Origin of the sequence: Clostridium boliviensis (assembly GCF_033342255.1) — a bacterium.
GTDB classification, from domain to species: domain Bacteria; phylum Bacillota; class Clostridia; order Lachnospirales; family Lachnospiraceae; genus Lacrimispora; species Lacrimispora boliviensis.
Genome location: NZ_JAWONS010000240.1, coordinates 270,236 through 290,683, shown reverse-complemented (window position 1 = coordinate 290,683; position 20,448 = coordinate 270,236). Strand labels below are relative to the sequence as shown.

Below are 20,448 nucleotides of genomic sequence, written 5' to 3'. Positions count from 1 at the left end.
AAAATTTAAGGAGAGATACGTAAATGAATCTCTTCTTTTTTTTCTTGAAGAGGATGGAGGAAACATGGCAAAATCAAATTTATTGAAGTGGGGACTTGTAATCATAGCTTCTGTCTGGGCTTCCTTAATCGGATCTATGATAGGGTATGCATGGAATATGGCTCATTTGCCGAAACAAATGGTCCAAGTGGAAAAGCCGGAAGTGAAAATGCCTGAAATTCAAAATACAAACATCAGCATAGAAACCCAGGAAAAAATGGAAGGATACTGGACTGTGGCTGTATTTGGCGTAGATTCCAGAAATGGAACATTGGGAAAAGGGACCAGATCTGATATGCAGATGCTGTTTAATATAAACCTGGGAACAGGAGAAATAAGGGCAGTTTCCGTTTACCGGGATACTTATTTAAGAGTGAATGATAAGGGTCGATATGATAAGATTAATGAGGCGTATTTTAACGGAGGTCCTGAACAGGCACTGAAGGCATTAACGGACAACCTGGATATTACTATTGATGATTATGCTTCTTTCACCTGGAAAGCGGTTGCAGATGCAATTAATATACTTGGGGGAATCGATGTAGATATCAGCCATGACGAATTCCATGTAATTAATGGATTTATTACAGAGACAGTAGAATCAACCGGAGTGGGGTCCCATCATTTAAAAAAGGAGGGACCAAATCATCTGGACGGAGTTCAGGCGGTTGCCTATGCCAGACTCAGAAAGATGGATACTGATTTCAAGCGTACGGAAAGACAGAGAAAAGTTGCCAATCTGGCACTGAAAAAAGCGAGAGAGGCGGATCTGCCAACTCTAAACCGGCTGGCGAATGCCATACTCCCACAGATATCCACCAGCGTGGGTATGAAGGATATGTTTCCTATTTTAAAAAATATAAAGAGATTCCATCTAACGGATACAGAAGGATTTCCTTCAAAGCTTGCAGATGCCAGAATTAACAAGAGAGACTGTGTCATACCCGTGAATCTGGAGGACAATGTAAAGCGTCTTCATCAGTTCTTATTTGATGAAGATCAGTATGAACCGTCGGAGCTTGTTAAAAAAACAAGCAGGCAGATTCAGATAAATGTGAAAAACAGGAGATAAATTTACCTATAGGATGTTAAAATCAAACCTTTTCCTTCAGAAAAAAATGTGCTATACTATGCTGATGGAATTAGCCGTAAGAAAGGGAAGGGCAACAGCACTATCATGGATAAAAAACGAAACAAACGTTTTACGTGGAATGTGAGCCAGACTCAGTATCTGGCTTATGGTTTCTTAGGTATTATTTTGGCAGGAACACTTCTTTTGATGCTTCCTTTTTCCAGCAAGGATGGGCAGTCGGAGAATTTTATTAATTGCCTGTTTACAGCTACAAGCGCTTCCTGTGTTACAGGTCTCGTAGTTCGGGATACCTGGACGCAGTGGTCCCTGTTCGGGCAGATTGTAATCATGGCGATGATACAGATCGGCGGACTTGGTTTTGTCACGGTTGGAGTTTTTATTTCCATCGTTCTGAGGCGTAAAATCGGTCTCAGAGAGAGAGGCCTTTTGCAGGAAAGCGTGAATACTCTTCAGATTGGAGGAGTAGTAAGGCTGGCAAAAAGAATATTAAAAGGAACTTTTATTTTTGAAAGCGCAGGTGCTATTTTACTAGCCATTCGCTTTGTTCCACAGTATGGATTTTTAAGAGGCGTATTTTATGGTATTTTTCATTCCGTATCCGCTTTTTGTAATGCAGGATTTGACTTAATGGGAAACATAGAACCTTATAATTCTTTCGTTTCTTATTATGATGACTGGCTGGTTAATCTGGTTATTATGTCCCTGGTCATTATTGGGGGTATTGGTTTTATAGTATGGGACGATATCTATAAAAATAGATTTCATGTGAGAAAATACCTGCTCCATACGAAGATAGTACTGGTTACTACGTCCATTCTTTTGTTTGGAGGAGCAATGCTTTTCTATCTGCTGGAAAGAAATAACCTTTTGGTGGGCATGGATACAAGCGGTCAGATACTTACCTCTCTGTTCAGTTCCGTTACTGCCAGAACGGCGGGATTTAATACGACTGATACACATGCTTTGACAGATGGCAGCAAGCTTCTCACCATCATATTAATGTTTATTGGCGGAAGTCCGGGTTCTACTGCCGGAGGTATTAAAACGACTACCGTGTTTGTACTTCTTATGTGTGTTCACTCTAATATTAAACAGTCTTATGGAGTGAATGTATTTGGCAGGCGTCTGCAGGATGTGGCAATAAAACGGGCGGGAACAATATTGACCATTAATCTTTTCCTTGCGCTTTTTGCTGCTCTTGTTATTATGGCAAATCAGCCTCTGGGCTTTTCGAATATATTATTTGAGGCATTTTCTGCAATCGGTACCGTAGGAATGACAACCGGAATTACCAGAGATTTAAACACATTTTCCAGAATGATTATTATACTGCTTATGTATTGCGGAAGGATCGGCAGTTTATCGTTTGCACTGGCTTTTGTACAAAATCACAGAATCGCTCATGTGGAACAGCCCGCAGAAACAATTAACGTAGGATAAAGAAAAGGGGTATATTCATGAAATCAATTTTAATTATCGGTCTTGGCCGGTTTGGACATCATCTTTGTATTAATATGGCTAGTCTTGGAAATGATATTATGATCGTGGATCAGAAGGAGGAGTGTTTAGAGGATCTGCTCCCCTATGTGAAAAGTGCAAAGATTGGTGATTGCACCAATGAAACCGTGTTAAGGAGCCTTGGCATTTCTAATTTTGATATCTGCTTTGTCTGCATCGGCACGAATTTTCAAAGCAGTCTTGAAATCACCAGCCTGGTGAAAGAACTGGGAGGCAGAAGGGTTATCAGCAAGGCAAACAGAGATATTCACGCGAAGTTTCTTTTAAGAAACGGAGCAGATGAAGTAATTTATCCGGACCGTGATATAGCAGAAAAGACTGCCGTCAGATACAGCACAGACCATGTCTTTGATTACATTGAGCTGACTCCTGAATATTCCATTTATGAGATTCCGCCTCTTCCGGAATGGGTGCATAAAAGCATTCGGGAAGTGGATATCAGAAACCGCTATCATATCAGCGTACTAGGAATTAAACGGGATGGCAGGGCACAGCTTATGCCGCCTGCAGATTATCTGATCCAGGCACAGGAGCATTTAATGGTGATTGGCAGGAGAGAACATATTGATAATATATTGAAAGATCTGAAGTAGAATTTCGGAGGTATTATGTCAGTTTGGCTGATTAAAAACTGGGCGACAATTGTAATATTAGTGATAATTCTGGTTCTGGTATTCTTAGCGGTCCGCAGTGTTTTAAAGAACAGAGGCGGCTGCGGATCCGGAGGCTGCGAAAACTGTGCGGGCTGCGGCGCTGGCAGGAAAAGCCGCGGGAAGAACAAGGATTAAGATGGAGTTATAAAAGGGAACAGGCAGTTAAATGCCTGTTCCCTTTTGCAGTTCTTACTTCAAGTCCAGCTTTAAGTCACCATATTTAATCCAGCCTGCTTTTCGAAGCACTTCTCCGGCTGCCAGCGAAATAATGGCGGGCAGAAGAAAGCAGACAAACAGAATGCCAAGCCACATGGTTTTACCTCCGCCCATGGCAGTATAAACACCGATTGGTCCTACAAGTCCGCAGGTCCCCATACCGGAACCTGCCGGAATGTTCTTCAAATGGAACACCATGGTCGCTATGGGACCGGTGATCATAGAGGCAAGAGTAGGAGGAATCCATATTTTCGGATTTTTCACGATATTTCCCATCTGCAGCATGCTGGTTCCAAGGCCCTGGGACATGAGACCACCGACTCCGTTCTCACGGAAGGAAAGGACGGCAAATCCTACCATCTGGGCACAGCACCCGGCTGTGGCCGCACCGCCGGCCAGACCATCAAGAGATAAAGCGATGCAGATGGCTGCGCTGCTGATTGGCAGCGTCAATGCGATACCGATGAGAGCAGAGACCAGTATGCCCATGTAGAAGGGCTGCAGCTCAGTGGCGGTTTTTACAAGGGTCCCGAACCAGTTCATAAACCCTGCCACCCCGGGACCTACAAACTGTGCAATCAGAACACCGGAAATAATGGTGACTCCTGGAGTTACCAGAATATCCAGTCTGGTTTCTTTTGATACCATTTTTCCCAGTTCTGTCGCAATTACTGTTGCGGCCAGTGCACCCACGGGGCCGCCCAGTGCATTGCCTGCAATCCCCACGGTGGCTGCAGAAAATAGTACCAGTGCCGGAGCGTGAAGGGCATAGGCAATTGCCACTCCAAGAGCTGCGCCTGTGGCACTTTTTGCAAAATCTGCAATCGCATTGAATAGTTCCAGATGAAACTGCTGGCCCAGAGTGCCGAAGATGGTTCCGATCAGTAAAGACGCAAAAAGACCAAATGCCATAGCACCCAATGCGTCAATCAGATAGGTCTGGACCGTGATTGTGACGTTCTTCCTCTTTAGGAATTCTTTTACGCCGCGTTTCTCCATGGTTAAACTCTCCTTTTTGTTTGGTGCACACATTTGACCTTTCGTCAAAGCAGTTGCAAGTATTTTATCATAGTATGTCCAAAAATCAAGTTTTTTTTTCCAATTGAGATGGAAATTGATAAAATGTTAACAATATACAGAGAAAAACCATGGGTCCTCTGCTTGACTTTATCCTCTGTTTGTGACACAATAAGTAGTTGTAATGTTAAACTCTGGAAAGAAAAGAGGTATGGAATCGTATGACAAAGATAGATATTATATCCGGATTTCTTGGAGCCGGTAAAACAACTTTTATTAAGAAACTTCTGCAGGAAGCCATTGCCGGTGAGCAGGTTGTTCTGATTGAGAATGAATTTGGTGAGATAGGTATTGACGGTGGCTTTTTAAAGGATGCCGGCGTGGAAATCAGGGAAATGAATTCCGGCTGCATCTGCTGTTCACTGGTTGGTGATTTCGGACAATCCTTAAAAGAAGTGCTTACTACTTACCAGCCGGACCGGATCATTATTGAGCCTTCCGGAGTAGGCAAATTATCCGATGTAATGAAAGCGGTTAAAGATGTGGCAGCTGAAATTCAGGTAACGTTAAACAGTGCAGTTACCATCGTAGATGCTCAGAAATGTAAAATGTACCGGAAGAATTTTGGTGAGTTTTTCAACAATCAGATTGAGAATGCCGGTACTGTTGTATTAAGCCGTACAGATATTGCTCCCGCTGATAAAGTGGATCTTGCAGTTGAAATAATCCGGGAACTGAACCCGGAAGCAGTGGTTATTACAACACCCTGTGATGAATTAAGCGGAAAGCAGCTTCTTGAAATCATTGAAAAACCGGATACTATGGCAGATGATCTGTTAAAGGAAGTGAAAGAACACCACGATCATGATCATGAAGAATGCGGCTGTGGCTGTGGAGGCCATCACCACGACCATGATCATGACCATCACCACGAAGAGGGCAGCTGTGGCTGCGGAGGCCATCACCACGATCATGACCATGACCACGAAGAGGGTAGCTGTGGCTGCGGAGGTCACGACCACGACCATGATCACGACCATGAAGGCGGATGCAGCTGTGGCCATGATCACGATCATCATCATGCAGATGAAGTATTTAACAGCTGGGGGCTTGAGAATGTGCCTGCAATGAGTAAGGAGACACTGGACGGTATTCTTGACGAACTTGCTTATGGAGACGGTTTTGGAGATGTACTTCGTGCCAAAGGCATGATTCCTGGTCTGGAAAAGGGGACGTGGCTTTATTTTGATCTGGTACCGGAGCAATATGAAATTCGGGACGGTAAACCGGAATACACTGGAAAGGTTTGCGTAATCGGCGCGGACCTGAAAGAAGAAGAGTTAAAACAGGCCTTTGGAAAATAGAAGTATTGGAGGAAATAATGAGTAATATCGACGAAATGGAAGATGATTTTATGCCGGTTTTCCTGATTGATGGATTTTTGGAGTCAGGGAAGACCCGGTTTCTTCAATTCACTATGGAACAGGATTATTTTAAGGCAGAAGGGAAGACGCTTCTCATTGTCTGCGAAGAAGGCGAAACGGAATACAGCGATGAGCTGCTGAAGCGGACAAAGACCGCGGCCATTTACATTGACAGCCTGGAAGAATTGAACCAGGAAAAACTTCTGGAACTGGAGCTGTTGTATAATCCGGAGAGAGTGCTGATCGAATGGAACGGCATGTGGGATTTAGATGATTTAAAACTTCCTGATGACTGGAAGGTTTATCAGCAGATCACGCTGATTGATATGTCTACTTTTGATCTGTATGCTGCCAATATGAAATCCCTTCTTTATTCTATGGTGCGCAATTCCGAGATGATTATTTGCAACCGCTGCGATGGAATCGAGGATTTGTCCGGTTACCGCCGTACATTAAAGGCTATGAGCCCCAGAGGGGAAATCGTTTTTGAGGACTCCGAAGGAGAGATCAATGAGATAGCAGAAGAGGAACTGCCTTATGATATCAGTGCTGATCTGGTGGAAATTTCACCGGAGGCATATGGAATCTGGTATCTGGATTGTATGGAGCGCCGGGACCGTTATGAAGGGAAGACCGTGGAGTTTACCGCTATGGTATTAAAGACCCCCGAATTTCCAAAGAATTATTTTGTTCCTGGCCGTATGGCCATGACCTGCTGTGAAGACGATATGACATTTTTGGGTTTTATAACGAAATCAAGAGATGCCAAGAGTCTTGAGACAAAACAGTGGGTTCGTGTCAAAGCCAGAATTGCTTATGAATACTGGAAGGATTATGAGGGAGAGGGACCGGTTTTATATGCCGAGACCGTGGAACCAGCCAAACCAGTGAAAGGATTCGTACAATTTTAACCAGAAGGATTTTTTATCCTCAATAAAAGCAGTTGGAAGAACGCTTTTTATTCTTCCAACTGCTTTTTTGGATTCATGGGAGTGGAGAAATTGAAAGGTAAGGCATGGCAGCACCCTATTAACCGCTTAAAGATTAGTTGACATATAATCTATAATAATTCTGCAGATCATATACAGGGGAATCCTTGATGAGACCTCAAATTCCTTAATTGCCTGATGAAAGTGCTTAAATCCAACCAGTGATATCTTACTGCATGCTATCAGTCTGGACTTGGGATTACAGCAGCATGAAATTACGCAGTTACCTCTTTGGTGGGCTGTAACAGCCGAAGAAATCAGTTCCGGAGTCTGTCCGTTCAGCGATAAAACAAACAAAACATCCCGTTCTTTCAGCTTCTCTGCCTTCACCTGCATGATATTTGGGTCATCCGTAAAGAAAACATCGTAATCCAGAAGCTGCAATTTCAATGAAAATTCCTGTCCGACATAGGTAGTGAGTCCTCTGGCAAACACCGATATCTGACGGGCCTCTTTTAAGCATTGAATAACTGCCAGAATATCTGTCAGTGAGATCCGTTCATGTACCGCCTGAGCCTCTATAAGAGTTTTGTTAAAAAGCTCATTCATACTTTGTATTTCTTCACTCCTGGCGCGATTCCCGGATCGGTATCTTAATTCATTAAATCCATTCAGACCGCACTTGCGAATGGCTCTTGATACAGTAGATGGGGAAGAGTAAGTATCAAAAGCAATGTCAACAATGGACATTGTATGAAGAGTATCCTCATGGCTGTTAATAAAATTAATGATTTCCAGTTCTGTCTTTGTCAGCTTTTCAATAATATCCGAATCAAGTGAGATAATCATGAACCCCTCCCCCCTTTATGTGTGACTTTGTAAATCAAATCACCTGACCTGATTGTTACATAGGTGGGACCGGCTTAGGTCTTGCCGGATCGAAAATATCATTGACATTAAATAAATCCGACAGGCTGTCCGGATAATAGAACATCCGGTAACCGTCTAAATTTCTCCGGGCTTGTCTGAAGTAGTCCGGTCCAAGCTGCATCCAGGTAGGCTTACTTGCATCAACGTTGCAGAAGTAGCGGAAACCTTTGGATTTTAAATATGTAAATCGTTCATTGCTGTCTGTATAGGGTGTCCAGCTTCCAATATCGCTTCCAAACGGATATAGTATGATATCAGTAGGACCAATGAGAGATTCTACATTACGTTCCCATTTATCGGCATCGGTTTTAAAGTGGTTCATGGAAATGGAACCCATGTTCCGGTGTCCCCAGCTATGGGAAGAAAGCTCCCAGCCGTGGTCTTTAAGCGCCTGTGCCACCTTCGCGGCCGCCTCGCGGTCTGCTTCATAGTTTGGATTGGTATCTTTATAGGCTTCGTCTGTCCGGTAGCCGAGGATTCCGTTGTAACCGGTAAAGGCCAGAATTGCTCTTGCGCCCTTGTAGGAAAATCCGGGGTGTGTTTTAATAAAGTTTTCAAGGATCGGAACTAAATCATAATCTCCCACGGAAACGCTGCCGTCATCCATCTTCATCTCACAGGTAGGGTAGCCGTCTTCTCCGATAATCATGCGGGTCGCAAAGCCGTCTCCCTCCATATATTCATAATAGCATAAATCGTCCTGGGACAGGACAAATGCCTTTTTCCCTTCCGGCAGCATAATATCTCCATACACAAACTTTGGATTGCCGTTTTCATCATTCGTTTCGTATGCCAGATCATGGATCTTTACAAGAACATAACCTTTGTCATACATGGACTGCATCATTTTTATAAATTCATCTTTGGTAGTCATCATCTGGTTGTAGCCGTCCTGCTTGGAATCACCGTCAAAAGCCTTTGCTGTATCTATAATCAGTGAATGGAAGAACACATGGGTGACATCCAGCGGATTAATCCGGACAAGAGCAGACTTAGAAGCCTCATAGCTGTTAATGGCAGAAATGACGTCCTCCTTTGCTGCAAACCTGGAATCAGATTTTAAAAGGTTTATGGCTCCATCGTAGTCATATTGGGAAGCAAGCTGTTCGGCATTTGATAAAAGCGCTGTCAGTTCGTCTGCTTCCGAAGTATCCGCTAAGGAGGTTTCCTCTAAAGAGGGCTGCGATTCGCTCCCGGAAGAAACGGATGCAGCAGAGGATTCAGAAGGCAGAATCTTGTTTCGCATATTCTTACTGATAATAATCCCGCAGAGTATCACAACCAATATAAGCAGCAGTCCCACAAGGATGACCGCCAGAAGATTTTTTGAGTGCCTGGGCCCTTTTCCAACATTCCATTTACGGAAATCATTTTGATTCATAATGAAACCTCATAATTCTATTATATTTTTGGATGAAACAATTACTAAAATAATATTCCCTGTCCAAGTATAGCATACTTTGTAGAAAGTTGAAATGAAAATGGAGTAATTTTTTTTGGGAAAAGTGGCATATGAAAGGGAAGCAGTCCCATACAATGGTATAAAGCGATTGACCAGAGGAACGTGTATAACATGAAAAGAGTTACAGCTTTTTTATTAAGCTTTTTTCTGCTATTTTCCTGCTTATGCCAGACCGTGGCAGCGCAGGAACCGGATATAGCGGTTGCCTCGGACATGATTGTAAAAGCGGAAGAGGCCCAGGAGGTTAATACAGAAGGCGGACCGACCCTGCAGTCTCCAAGCGCGGTTTTGATGGAAGCATCTACCGGGCAGGTCATATACGAGAAGGATGCGGACGAAAAAAGAAGTCCTGCCAGCATCACAAAGATTATGACGTTGATTTTGATTTTTGATGCACTGGATGCAGGGAAAATCAAGCTGACGGATGAAGTTGTGACCAGTGCCCATGCAAAATCTATGGGTGGATCACAGGTGTTCCTGGAAGAAGGAGAAGTACAGACCGTTGAAACACTGATTAAATGTATTGTAGTGGCATCTGGCAACGATGCTTCCGTTGTCATGGCAGAATACATAGCGGGAACCGAAGATGAATTTGTTAAGATGATGAATGAGCGGGCTGCCGGTCTTGGAATGACAAATACTCATTTTGAGGACTGCTGCGGTCTTACGGAATCCCCCACACATCTTACCACCGCCAGAGATATTGCCATTATGTCCAGGGAACTGATCAACAAGTACCCGCAGATTCATAATTACTCAACAATCTGGATGGAAAACATCACCCATGTAACAAAACAGGGAACAAAGGAATTTGGTCTGTCTAATACCAATAAGCTTTTAAAAATGGCAACAAACTTTCAGGTAACCGGTTTGAAGACCGGATCTACTTCCATTGCAAAGTACTGTCTCTCTGCGACTGCGCAAAAGGATGGTGTCCGTCTGATTGCTTCTATTATGGCTGCGCCGGATTATAAGGTGAGATTCGCAGATGCCCAGACTCTGTTAAACTACGGCTATGCAAACTGCAAATTGTATGAAGACAAAGAGATGCTGCCCCTTCCTGATATGGTTGTGGATAACGGCGTAGATGAAAATGTTCCATTAAAATATGGAGGCTCCTTTTCCTATCTTAGCCTGAAGGGGGAAGACTTCACTGCAATTGAAAAGAAACTGGAGCTGGTTCCTTCTGTGACTGCGCCTGTAGAAGAGGGGCAGCCTGCAGGAAACTTAATCTATACTCTTGGCGGGCAAAAGATTGGTGAGGTGCCGGTTCTGACAGCAGGAGCTGTGCGGGAGGCAAAGTTTGGAGATTATTTAAAACGTCTGCTGCATGTGTTTGGTTTGTAGTAAAAATAATGCAGATGTTTGCACGTCTGGTTTTAAATTTTAGCAGCAGGTATCCTTTTATTTTGTTCAGAGGATACCTGCTGTTATTTATGCTTTTTGTAAAGCGATAAGACCATAAACTTATCTAAACAGTTCGAAGGTTTATTTTGTGCGTCGAAGGTACTTAATAATGTCAGGAATAAATGTTTCTATTGATAATTGGCAGATTAAGAAATATACTAAAATAATTCAATAGTTTAGAAAAACAGTTGGGGATGGATTATGAATATAGGAAATTATACAGACTATCTTAAACGTATGCATGTGTTTGGGCAGGTAGATATGTATTTATTTACCTTAAACGGGGAAAGTGTATTTCGTTTGCAGCGAAATATAGAATTAAATAAAAACAGACAAAAAGACGCACTGGATCAATTCTTAAAATCATTATTCTTCTCACATAAGCCTGGGAAAAAAGGTCTGGAAGTTGTCATTTCGACTTATGAGGATTATAGTTTCGGAGCTCAGATAATTGCTTTGGAAAAAGAGGTGTATTTTCTGGTCATAGGCCCTTTTTACCTGAAACATATTCAATGGCAGAATCCTGTGACAAAGTTACGCCGGTTCACATTGGAAGAGCTTAGGGGATTTCTTCCGCTGTTTACTGCTGATGAGGTGGAAGGCAATATGTTTAAAATATATGAAAGAAGTCCAGAGAAAGAAAATGAAGATACAAGTATTTTTGAAGCTATAAGCTATAATGATGATACAAAAATAAAGGACAATGCAGTTTTGGAGCAAACCATTATGAATGCAATCAAAACAGGGGATACACAACTGCTGAATGAATTGCGGAAGCATACTTTTTTTTCAAATCCGGATCATTATGAAGTTGGCAGTGATTTGAGAAAAGAAAAGAATCTGGCATTGATGATCAATTCCTTAGCCAGCAGAGCAGCAGCACAGGGCGGCATGGCAGTTGTCTATGCGCGCAGTATCTGTGCCAGATATGCGGCAAAAATAGAAGAGACCAAAACAGAAGCGGAGCTGTTTATACTGCGCCAGGAGATTTCTCTTTCGTATGCTAAGAAAGTAAAAGAATTACGGGCTCAGGGTTACAGTCCCCTGATCAGAAGATGTATTTCTTATATGGAGATACATTTATCAGAAGAAATCCGGTTAGGCCAATTGGCTGAACTATACAATATATCCTATGAGCACCTGTCTCGTATGATCAAAAAGGAATGTCAGTGCAGTTTTTCTCAACTTCTTAACCGCATCAGGATCGAGCGGGCTCAGAGTTATCTGCTGATGAATCTTCCGATTGTAGATATTGCCGAGAAAACCGGGTATAAGAGTACGTCTCATTTTTGCAATGTATTCAAAAACCAAACCGGCATGACAACTGGTGAATGGTATAAAAAGGCCATCTCAGAATAGCTGAGAAGGTCTTTTTTAGTAAAAAACACAAAATGGTGAAATTAAAATCAAATTGGTATAATCAAAAACGAAAGTATCTTTGTATAATTGTCCCATAAATCTATAATAAATATTAAACATATTGGAGGAATTCACATGAATGGGCAAGGGGAAATGCGAAGAGCATCGATGCTGCAGTTAATTATGGCTGGTACGCTGTGCGTTGCGGTAAATATCTATATAAGTTATACCGGTTATATCAGCTATTATTTGACAAATGTTATTGGATTCGGGGTGGTTATGGCTGGGTCTTTTGTTACAATGTTTAGAATCTGGGATGCATTCACAGATGTAGGTATGGGAATTCTTGTTGACCGTACTAACACAAAATGGGGGAAATTTCGCCCGTATATGGCCATTGGCGGAATCGGAGCATTTATCATCAGTAATATCATGATCTATGTGCCGCCGCATATTCCGGAAGGAAATGTAAGAAAGTATATTTTTATCCTTATTTATATGCTTTTTGTACTTTTTACTACTATGCAGGCCAGTGGCTTGCGTGCAGCTGCCCAGGTAATGACCGAAGATCCAAAACAGCGTGTCACATATGGTATGATTAACGGTATCTTTCTGACGATCTTATATAGTGCGATACCAATACTGGTTTTTTCTTATATCATGCCTTTGACAAGAGGTTTTAATCTTGAATTTTTTAAAAAGCTGTTATTGATTACCTCTACGGTATCGCTGGTTTGTACGATATTGTCAATAATCGCTTTTTCTGGTAAAGATATGAAAAAAACAGAAAAAGATGGTTTGAAAAAAGACAAATTTAATTTTAAAGATGCAATTTTATTGTTAAAAAGCAATCGTCCGCTGCAGCTGCTGGTTTTGTCAGCAGGAACAGATAAGCTGGCAACTGTTTTACAGGGTAATGCTACAGTAGTGGTAATTATGTATGCAATTGTTGCTGGTAATTCCCGGTTAAGCTCTGCGGCAAACTCTTATACAATGATTCCCTCTATTTTAATGATTCTTCTTGGCCTTGGAGCAGTGGGAAGGAAATTCGGTGCAAAACGTTCGCTTTGGTTTTCCAGCTGGGGAGGTATCCTGGTTGGTGTCTTAAGCATTGCACTCTGGATATTTGGCAATCCAAGCACTTTAAGTTTCCCCGGATATGAAGGATTTCATGGCTGGACTTTTTTTACCATAGGCTATCTGATCCTGTGGTGCATAATGAAGGGGCTGAACCTGGTAGCAACGAATTCCCTTAATCCGATGCTGGCAGATGTAATTGATTACGAGTATTACTGCAGCGGAAAATACTGCCCTGGAACAATTGGCGCAGTGTTTAATCTGGCAGATAAGATTATTTCTTCCATTGGTCCGACTGTTGTTGCAATTCTTTGTGCAATGATAGGTTTTAGTAAGGAATTACCATCTGTAGATACAGCCTATTCGGGATCCTTGTTTGCGATCGGTCTGTTAGGCATGTATGGACTGTCATTAGTGGGACTGATTGTTAATGTAATCAGCTTAAAGTTTTATGATTTAACCCCTGAGAGGATGGCTGAGGTCCGCAAAGGGATAGCGGAAAGGAAAGTTGAGGAATAGAGAGTGAGTAAACGACCCAATATTATAATTTTTAATCCTGATCAGATGAGAGCGGACAGTCTTGCACATTTAGGGAATCCGGCTTCAAAAACCCCGTTTCTGGATTCTTTTGCACAAACAGAAGGCGTTTCATTTCGGAATGCCTTCTGCCAGAATCCGGTATGTGTGCCAAGCCGATGCAGTTTTACAACCGGGTTATATCCTCATGTACATGGGCATCGGACAATGAGCTATCTCTTACGTGAAGGAGAAAGCAGTATTTTTAAGGAGCTGAAGCAGGAGGGATACCACGTTTGGATGAATGCCAGAAATGATCTGATCGCAGGTCAGATTCCAGGATTAATTGAATCGCATGTAAGCGAAATTTATTATGGCGGGGAAAGTAAGGAGGCGCCGGGTCCGGAACAGGCCCTGCGCGGAAAGCCGGGCAGCAAAAACTATTATTCAATGTTTGGGGGACGGTTAGGACTTGATAAATCCGGGCGTAATTACGGAAGTGATGATGAGGATCTGGATGCGGCGATCAGAAAAATCAAGGATCACCCCAAAGATCAGCCCTTATGCATGTTTTTGGGATTGGTAAATCCGCACCCGCCATATCAGGTGGAAGAACCGTATTATTCGGCAATAAAGAGAGATCAGCTGCCTCTACGCAGGAAAGCAAAAGATGGTGCGGGTAAACCGAAGCTGGAAGATGTAATACGCGAAAATCAGGCAATGGAAGAGTATACGGAACGAGACTGGGATGAATTGCGGGCCTGTTATTTGGGGATGTGCATGAAGGTAGATACGATGTTTAAAAAACTCTGTGATGCGTTGAAGGAAGCAGGAGAATATGATAACAGTGCAATTTTCTTCTTTTCAGATCATGGTGATTATACCGGTGATTATGGACTGGTGGAAAAGGCACAGAACACCTTTGAAGATTGTCTGACCAATGTTCCGTTTCTTATTAAACCGCCAAAGGGAGAGGCGGTGGACCCAGGTGTCTCGGAAGCGATGGTTGAACTGGTTGATTTTTATGCAACTGCTATGGACTATGCCCAGGCAGGGCCGGATCATACTCATTTTAGCTGCTCTCTGCGGAAGGTGCTGGGTGACCGGAACGAATCTCATCGCAGTTTTGTTTGCTGTGAAGGCGGACGTCTGGCAGAAGAAATCCACTGCGATGAGTTTCATGCCAACGGTGTAAATGGAACAATGCCCTTTAATCCATATTGGCCCAGGCATGCAGCCCAGGCTGACCCGGAGGCGCATGCAAAGGGTTATATGCTTCGCACCGATAGATGGAAGTATGTGGCCAGGATAGATAAAAATGACGAATTATATTGTCTGTCTGAGGATCCTAAAGAATTGGTAAATCAGATTAATAAACCTGAGAATCGTGATACTGTGATGGAGATGCAAAAGGAATTAATGTATTGGCTGATGCAGACCACCGATGTTGTTCCGCTTGATCTTGATCAGCGTTTTTCTCCGGAAATGACCTGGGCAAAAGTAAAAAAATATGTGCCGAAAGAATACGAAGAAGAAATACGCGGCAGGATTGCAGCCGGTGTCAATCAGTTTTTGTTGGTTGAGGAATGTAAAAAAAGATTTAGTCAATAGAATAATTAAGCCCTGCGAGAGCAGGGCTTAATTATTTTTTCGATATTCTCCAGGAGTCATATGAAAGGTTTCTTTAAAAATCCGGTTAAAGTGCTCTGGATTTGTATAACCAATAATTTCGCAAATGGAAGAGATACTTAAATTCGTAGTCTTAAGTGCCCGGCAGGCTTTTTCCAGCCGTATGTTCCGTATAAGCTTAGTAAAGTTCTGGCCTGTATGATCCTTGACCAGCTTGCTGAAATGGGGTACGGAAAAGCCGAAATGTTCTGCAGCAGAGGAAAGCGTGATATCCATGAAGTGTGTCTGAAAATAATTCAGGATATCAGGTAGGGCAAGGTTTTCATGAGTGGTATTTAAAAAGCTTTCCAGATGCTTTTCATGTCGGCGCAGCAGGATTGCCCAAAAGGTGAGAAGATAGCTGTCCAAAAGGGGGTCAGAGTACTTTTCATGTCCGTAGAATTCAATATAGATATCTTCGACCAGAGAGCAGATCACCTCATCTGATCTGGTATGAAACAGCAGATAATTATTTTCCGTTCTTTTATACAGGGTATAGGCAAAAAAGAGAGACAAGGCATTGTTGTTGGCAAACAGCTCAAAAAAGGTTGAATGAAAGGCATTGGATTTAATTATGATATTAATTACAATACTATCATCAAATACAGCAATGCTATGTCTGGTTTTAGGCGGAATAATACATAAATCTCCGGTTTTACATACTCTTTTTTTTCCTTGAATGGTATTGGCGCAGGCGCCGGAATAAACGTAAAAGCATTCATAAAATTCATGCTCATGAATAAATTCCGGAGAATAGCGGTTATGTTTGACAATGTAAATATTCTGTGAGGAGGATTTAAAAAATGTGTTCTCAGATATATATGGATGCCATATTGGGTGCAGGCAGGGAACATAGAGCTGGCGCCGCTTGATATATTCCTGGTCCAACGTATTCACATATAAGGAAAAAGTCTGGGGAGAGCGTTGCTCCGCTTCAAAAAGACGGCGGTAAAACTCCTCATCTTCGTTATATGAAAATATATATTCTTTAAATTTCTTCTTGTATATTTTCATGATACTTCCTCCTATAGTAATCTTTTTATAAGTGTACCATCTTAAAAAATATCAAGTCAATAACATAAATTAGTCATTAGTCAAAACCTTTGCCAGATGATAGGATACAACTATCAATAAATAAGGAGAGGTAGGAGAAGATGGATACTTTTAAAAAAGATAAAAAAAGCAAGTGGAGGCAGCGGATTGGTTATGGTTCTTCTGATTTTGCCTGTAATCTGATCTGGCAGGTGATTTCTTTATACTTATTATACTTTTATACAGACGTGATGCATTTAAATGCAGCGGCAGTAAGTGTCATGTTCCTGGTAACCAAAATTTTTGATGGATTTACAGATTTGGCAGTGGGGATTCTGATAGACAGAACCAATACGAAATGGGGAAAATCCAGACCATGGATTTTTGCAGGTGCTGTGCCGTTTGCAGTGACTGCTTTTCTGGCATTCAGCGTACCGGATATTTCGCAGAAGGGGATGCTGATTTATGCATATGTAACCTATATGCTTTTATCTCTGGCCTATACCATTGTAAATATTCCCATGGCCTCCATACTGCCGTCTCTGACAGCAGATTCTCAGGAGAGAACTAATCTGGCCGCCAGCCGTGTGTTTTTCTCTTATATTGGTTCTACTGTAGTATCTGCCTTTGCTCTCAGGATGGTGGACCGTTTTGGCAACGGAAATGAAGCCGTAGGATTTCGAATCGTTATGATGATTTTTGGTATCGCAGGCTGTCTGGTATTCTTCTTCTGTTTTTATAACACAAAAGAGAGAGTGCGTATCAATGAAGAAAAGGTAAGCCTGAAGGCTAGTATAAACTGTCTGATTCACAATAAACCGTGGTTATTGTTTGCTGCCAATATTATCTGGTTTTTCGGCGGTTTTATAATTCAGGCAGGGGCCATCATATATTACTTCACTTACAACTTAAACAATAAAGAGCTTTCAAGTGTAGTGGCGACGATTACAACTTTAATCCCTGTTGCTACAAATCTCAGTGTTCCGTTTTTGGCTCGCATGACTTCAAAAAGGAATCTGATGATAACAGGTTCTGTATTTCATGGTGCAGGACTTCTTATTGTTTTTGCTGGAGGAACCTCAGTTCCCGTTGTGATTGCAGGCGTGACAGTGGCAGCCCTGGGATATGGACTGAAGGGAAGCATGCATTTTGCCATTCAGCCTGATCCGGTGGATTATGGCGAATGGAAATCAGGAGTTAACATTGCAGGAACCATGTCGGCAGTTAACGGATTTATAGGCAAGGTGGGAATGGCAGTGGCAAGTTCTGTGGCAGCAGCACTTTTGGCATCCAGCGGCTATGTGGCGAACGCACAGGTTCAGACAAACTCTGCTTTATATGCCATCAGTGCCATGTATATATGGATCCCCCTTGCAACCAATATATTAACTATCATTACTTTTCTGATGTATGATCTGGATAAAAAGCTACCGCAGATCAACAAGGAGTTAGAGGAAAGAAGATTGGCAGAACGTTAAGAAAGGAATAATTATGGCGGCAGTCAGTATTGATTTGGAGATGAAGAGATTTACCAATGAGGCATTTGTAGAGAAGGCAAAAAAGCTGGAGGGAAAGCTGATAGAAAATCTGGTGAAACCGGCAGGAATTGTAACTGTAGATGAGAAAGGGAAGATCCATCCAGGGGCAAAGCTTGAAGATTTACCCGGTATGTTACTGAAAAAAGGAGATTCTGTTGTTCTGGATTTTGAAGATCATCAGGTGGGCTATGTCAGTTTAAAGTTAAAATCAGCCGGAAGTCCTCAGGATGCACCTGCATACTTAAGGCTGAAATTCGGTGAAATTGCCAAAGAATTGATAGAAAAATCCGAGGAATACAATGGCTGGATCAGCAGGGGGTGGATTCAGGAAGAGTATATACATATCGATGTACTTCCAGTATGTCTTAAGTTGCCCAGAAGGTATGCATTCCGCTTTCTTGAGATTTATGTGGTGGATACCTCTTTAAAATATCAGGTGGTGGTAGAGGAAGTTGTATGCAGGGCTGTTTCTGCAGTTAGTAAGGAAGGGGTGGCATGTGTTGCTGACCCGCGTATGAGTCAGCTGGATAAAGTCAGTTTACGGACTCTTCAAAACTGTATGCAGTCTGTGTTTGAGGATGGTCCGAAACGTGACAGGCGCCTTTGGCTGGGGGATTTAAGGCTGCAGGCACTTACCAATTACGAGACCTTTAAAAACTATGATATGGTCAAACGATGCCTGTATCTGTTTGGCGGCCTTACCAGAGACGACGGAGCCATCGGTGCCTGTCTTTTTACAGAACCGGAGTATATTGTAGATGATACATTTTTGTTTGATTATTCTTTATTTTTTATATCCACTTTAAAGGATTATTATGAGGCTTCAAAAGATCTGGAAACCTTAAAGGATCTCTGGCAGCCGGCTTACAGGCAGATTGAACTGGCGAGAGAGCGTTTTAATGATAACTATATAATTGAAGGCAGCGATACGTTCTGGTGCTTTGTAGACTGGAAAAAAGGACTTGACAAACAGGCCAGTGCTCAGGCAATCTATATCTATACATTAAATGCTGCGATTGAACTCGCTAAGATCCTGGGGAAAGAAGAACTTGCAAAGCAATTACAGGAGGAAAAGGGGTATTGCATCAGTGCAGCTTTGAAGTATTTATGGGATGAAAAGCTTCATGTGTTTATCAGTGGAGCCAAACGTCAGGTTTCTTATGCAAGCCAGGTATGGATGGTACTGGCAGGTGTAAAAAAAGATCAAGAGGCCGGTGCGCTTTTAAAACATATTACTGAGATAAATCCTGATATGGGAATGGTCACACCTTACATGAATCATCATTATGTGGAGGCGCTGATTCTGTGCGGAGAAAAGAAAATGGCAGTGGATTATATGAAATATTACTGGGGAGGTATGCTCTCTTACGGGGCAGATACGTTCTGGGAACTGTATAATCCGGAAAATCCGGAAGAATCACCTTATGGTTCTTCTGCTGTAAACAGCTATTGCCATGCATGGAGCTGTACTCCGGCCTACTTGCTGCGAAAACTGGAGAAGGAGGAAAAGACCAATGGAATTTCTTGTAATTGATGCAGGCGGTACATTTATTAAGTATGCTCTTATGAATGCAGACGGGGAATTTATTGAAAAAGGCAAGGTTAAGACCACGGTTTGTGAAAGTAAAAATCTGGAGAATTATCTGGAAACCCTGTATTCCATTTTTAAAAAGTATGAAGGCAGGGCAGAGGGGATTGCCATGAGTGCTCCCGGGATATTAGACAGTGAAACAGGATTCTGCTATACAGGCGGGAGAATAAGCTGCGTGACAGGTCATAATATGGTTGAACTGCTTCAGGAGAGATGCAAAGTGCCTGTTACAATTGAAAATGACGGCAAATGTGCGGCTCTGGCAGAAAAATGGAAGGGTAGTCTGAAAGATGTAAAAAACGGAATTGTCCTTGTTCTGGGAACCGCTGTGGGAGGAGGTCTGATCATCGACGGAAAGATCTATAAGGGGACACATTTTTCTGCAGGAGAATTCAGCTATATGGCAATATCTGATGAAAAACTGGATCAGATGACCGGATATTGGGGAATGACTGGAGGAGCTCCGGCACTGATAAAAGCGGTGTCAGAAGAAACTGGAATTCCAAAGGAAGAGCTTGATGGAATCCGGATCTTTGAGATGGCAGAACAAGGGAATCCGGAAGTGTTAAAGGGGTTAGACCGCTATACGAAACAGCTTGCGGTTCGGATTTATAATTTACAGGTACTTTTCGATGCAGAGCTTGTGGCAATCGGAGGCGGTATCAGCAAGCAGCCTCTTCTGATTGAATATATCAGAAAACATGTGGAGAAATTTTGCAATGAGAATCCTTTGCGGATGCTTTCTTCCTTTTTACCCAGGCCGGAGGTCACTTCCTGCCGCTATTTCAATGATTCGAATCTCATCGGAGCCCTGTATCATTATATGAAGAAGAATAAAATTGATTTTAGCTTACACTGATGCTTTTATTTGACACCTCTTACGTTTTTTTGCGAAAGGTGTCTTTTTTATATTTTTTAAATGGGTGTTGACAACTAATATTATATGGCATATAATAACATCATATTATACATCATATAA

17 protein-coding genes are annotated in these 20,448 nt (G+C 42.2%); 13 read left to right on the top strand and 4 right to left on the bottom strand.

The window, feature by feature from the left end:
* Positions 1-64: 64 nt before the first annotated feature.
* The 4 genes from RZO55_RS16140 to RZO55_RS16125 all read left to right on the top strand — a co-directional run bounded on the left by RZO55_RS16140 (position 65) and on the right by RZO55_RS16125 (position 3,438).
* On the top strand, positions 65-1,111 hold the full coding sequence (locus RZO55_RS16140) for an LCP family protein (protein WP_318065272.1): 1,047 nt from the start codon (positions 65-67) through the stop codon (positions 1,109-1,111).
* A 105-nt stretch (positions 1,112-1,216) separates the two neighbouring features.
* Positions 1,217-2,572, top strand: a complete 1,356-nt coding sequence (locus RZO55_RS16135) for a TrkH family potassium uptake protein (RefSeq protein WP_318065271.1) — start codon at positions 1,217-1,219, stop codon at positions 2,570-2,572.
* Between the two features lie 17 nt (positions 2,573-2,589).
* Complete coding sequence (locus RZO55_RS16130; protein ID WP_318065270.1) at positions 2,590-3,243, top strand: potassium channel family protein; 654 nt, start codon at positions 2,590-2,592, stop codon at positions 3,241-3,243.
* A 15-nt stretch (positions 3,244-3,258) separates the two neighbouring features.
* Positions 3,259-3,438 (top strand): FeoB-associated Cys-rich membrane protein, encoded by a 180-nt coding sequence (locus RZO55_RS16125; protein WP_318065269.1) that lies wholly within the window; start codon positions 3,259-3,261, stop codon positions 3,436-3,438.
* A 54-nt stretch (positions 3,439-3,492) separates the two neighbouring features.
* On the opposite strand, the gene RZO55_RS16120 is transcribed toward RZO55_RS16125, so the two are convergent.
* Positions 3,493-4,518 carry a PTS sugar transporter subunit IIC gene (locus RZO55_RS16120; protein WP_318065268.1) on the bottom strand — a complete coding sequence of 342 codons (1,026 nt, stop codon included), beginning with the start codon at positions 4,516-4,518 and terminating at the stop codon, positions 3,493-3,495.
* A gap of 239 nt (positions 4,519-4,757) precedes the next feature.
* Here RZO55_RS16120 and RZO55_RS16115 point away from each other — a divergent pair, with 239 nt between their 5' ends.
* Positions 4,758-5,900 (top strand): CobW family GTP-binding protein, encoded by a 1,143-nt coding sequence (locus RZO55_RS16115; RefSeq protein ID WP_318065267.1) that lies wholly within the window; start codon positions 4,758-4,760, stop codon positions 5,898-5,900.
* Positions 5,901-5,917: 17 nt separating this feature from the next.
* On the top strand, positions 5,918-6,871 hold the full coding sequence (locus tag RZO55_RS16110) for a TIGR03943 family putative permease subunit (RefSeq protein ID WP_336624314.1): 954 nt from the start codon (positions 5,918-5,920) through the stop codon (positions 6,869-6,871).
* Positions 6,872-6,997: 126 nt separating this feature from the next.
* Here the strand turns inward: RZO55_RS16110 and RZO55_RS16105 are convergent, their stop codons facing one another.
* Positions 6,998-7,738 carry a MurR/RpiR family transcriptional regulator gene (locus tag RZO55_RS16105; RefSeq protein WP_318065266.1) on the bottom strand — a complete coding sequence of 247 codons (741 nt, stop codon included), beginning with the start codon at positions 7,736-7,738 and terminating at the stop codon, positions 6,998-7,000.
* A gap of 55 nt (positions 7,739-7,793) precedes the next feature.
* Positions 7,794-9,200: a polysaccharide deacetylase family protein gene (locus RZO55_RS16100; protein ID WP_318065265.1), complete on the bottom strand. Its 1,407-nt coding sequence runs from the start codon at positions 9,198-9,200 to the stop codon at positions 7,794-7,796.
* A 192-nt stretch (positions 9,201-9,392) separates the two neighbouring features.
* Here RZO55_RS16100 and RZO55_RS16095 point away from each other — a divergent pair, with 192 nt between their 5' ends.
* From RZO55_RS16095 to RZO55_RS16080, 4 genes are all read left to right on the top strand, one after another.
* Positions 9,393-10,628, top strand: a complete 1,236-nt coding sequence (locus tag RZO55_RS16095; RefSeq protein WP_318065264.1) for a D-alanyl-D-alanine carboxypeptidase family protein — start codon at positions 9,393-9,395, stop codon at positions 10,626-10,628.
* A 261-nt stretch (positions 10,629-10,889) separates the two neighbouring features.
* Positions 10,890-12,047 carry a helix-turn-helix transcriptional regulator gene (locus tag RZO55_RS16090; RefSeq protein WP_318065263.1) on the top strand — a complete coding sequence of 386 codons (1,158 nt, stop codon included), beginning with the start codon at positions 10,890-10,892 and terminating at the stop codon, positions 12,045-12,047.
* Positions 12,048-12,182: 135 nt separating this feature from the next.
* Complete coding sequence (locus tag RZO55_RS16085; RefSeq protein WP_318065262.1) at positions 12,183-13,643, top strand: MFS transporter; 1,461 nt, start codon at positions 12,183-12,185, stop codon at positions 13,641-13,643.
* A 3-nt stretch (positions 13,644-13,646) separates the two neighbouring features.
* A complete protein-coding gene (locus RZO55_RS16080; RefSeq protein ID WP_318065261.1) occupies positions 13,647-15,251 on the top strand; it encodes a sulfatase family protein in 1,605 nt (534 codons plus the stop codon).
* Between the two features lie 27 nt (positions 15,252-15,278).
* Here the strand turns inward: RZO55_RS16080 and RZO55_RS16075 are convergent, their stop codons facing one another.
* Entirely contained in the window at positions 15,279-16,322 is a 1,044-nt protein-coding gene (locus tag RZO55_RS16075) for an AraC family transcriptional regulator (RefSeq protein WP_318065260.1), read from the bottom strand.
* Between the two features lie 140 nt (positions 16,323-16,462).
* Between RZO55_RS16075 and RZO55_RS16070 the strand changes: the two genes are divergently transcribed.
* From RZO55_RS16070 to RZO55_RS16060, 3 genes are read left to right on the top strand one after another with little or no spacing between them, the layout of a single operon-like run.
* Positions 16,463-17,818 carry a glycoside-pentoside-hexuronide (GPH):cation symporter gene (locus RZO55_RS16070; RefSeq protein WP_318065259.1) on the top strand — a complete coding sequence of 452 codons (1,356 nt, stop codon included), beginning with the start codon at positions 16,463-16,465 and terminating at the stop codon, positions 17,816-17,818.
* Between the two features lie 13 nt (positions 17,819-17,831).
* On the top strand, positions 17,832-19,412 hold the full coding sequence (locus tag RZO55_RS16065; RefSeq protein ID WP_318065258.1) for an alpha-L-rhamnosidase-related protein: 1,581 nt from the start codon (positions 17,832-17,834) through the stop codon (positions 19,410-19,412).
* Positions 19,393-20,328, top strand: coding sequence for an ROK family protein (locus tag RZO55_RS16060; RefSeq protein WP_318065257.1), 936 nt, complete (start codon positions 19,393-19,395; stop codon positions 20,326-20,328). Before RZO55_RS16065 ends, RZO55_RS16060 begins: the two co-directional genes overlap by 20 nt.
* Positions 20,329-20,448: the final 120 nt, after the last annotated feature.